Annotated in this window: 1 protein-coding gene; it reads right to left on the bottom strand. The window is 50.1% G+C overall.

The genetic code is table 11. The features are described 5' to 3' along the window. Positions 1-91: 91 nt before the first annotated feature. The coding region (locus GMA8713_RS25865; protein ID WP_062715536.1) for a substrate-binding domain-containing protein at positions 92-883 on the bottom strand (792 nt) is incomplete at its 5' end.

Raw genomic sequence — 883 nt, 5'->3', positions numbered from 1 at the left:
CGATGGCCTCATCATATGAGGCCATTTTGCTTTTCACAACGAGAGGCTAAGGCATAGGGATCTCGTTGTTTCTTCATCGAACCGCCGTCATTTATTGGCAGGCTTTCACCGAATCTCGCACCACCAGCTCTGGCGTCAGCTTGTGCTTTAATGGATAGTTTTGCTTGTTGACCAAGGCCAATACCCCTTTGGCCGCTTCGCAGCCCATTTCCATCACTGGGAAGTTCACTGTGGTTAAACGTGGGCGAATGTGCTGGCTGTGGGTATCGTTATCAAAACCTACCACAGAGAGATCGTCGCCAATCGCAAATCCGCGTTCTGCGGCCACGTCATAAACTGCGAGAGCAATGTTGTCGTTTTGGCAGAAAATGGCGGTGATTTGTGGATCGCGATCGAGCAGACGGCGCGCCGCTTCGTGGTTGCCTTGATGGTCAAAACGCCCTTCGACAATCAAATTGGTATCGTAGGCAATACCAAACTCAGCCAGTGCATTGCGATAACCTTGTAAGCGATCGCGGCTATCACCTTTGCTTAGCTGACCAGTAATGCACGCCACTTTGCTGTGGCCATGTTCCAGCAGGTGCTTGGTCGCCAAATAGCCGCGGAGGTCGTTATCGATAAGAATGCAGTGATTGGCAATTTCAGGAATGTGGCGGTTCAAAACAATCGTGGCGTTTTGACGCTCAACCACGTCAATCAGTTCATCGTCAGAAAGAGTATCAGAATGGACAATCAAACCGTCCACCTGCTTTGAGCGTAGGAAGTTGATCGAATCTTGCTCTTTGGTGTGAGACTCCTGACCACTGGTGACGATCAAGTGAATGTTGTTTTGTCTTACGGTATTTTCCGCGTGGTGCATCAGTGGGCCATAAAATGGGCCGTC

Source organism: Grimontia marina, assembly GCF_900060185.1.
GTDB classification, from domain to species: domain Bacteria; phylum Pseudomonadota; class Gammaproteobacteria; order Enterobacterales; family Vibrionaceae; genus Enterovibrio; species Enterovibrio marinus.
The sequence above is the reverse complement of the archived record's forward strand: the minus strand, read 5'-3'. Positions and strand labels throughout refer to the sequence as shown.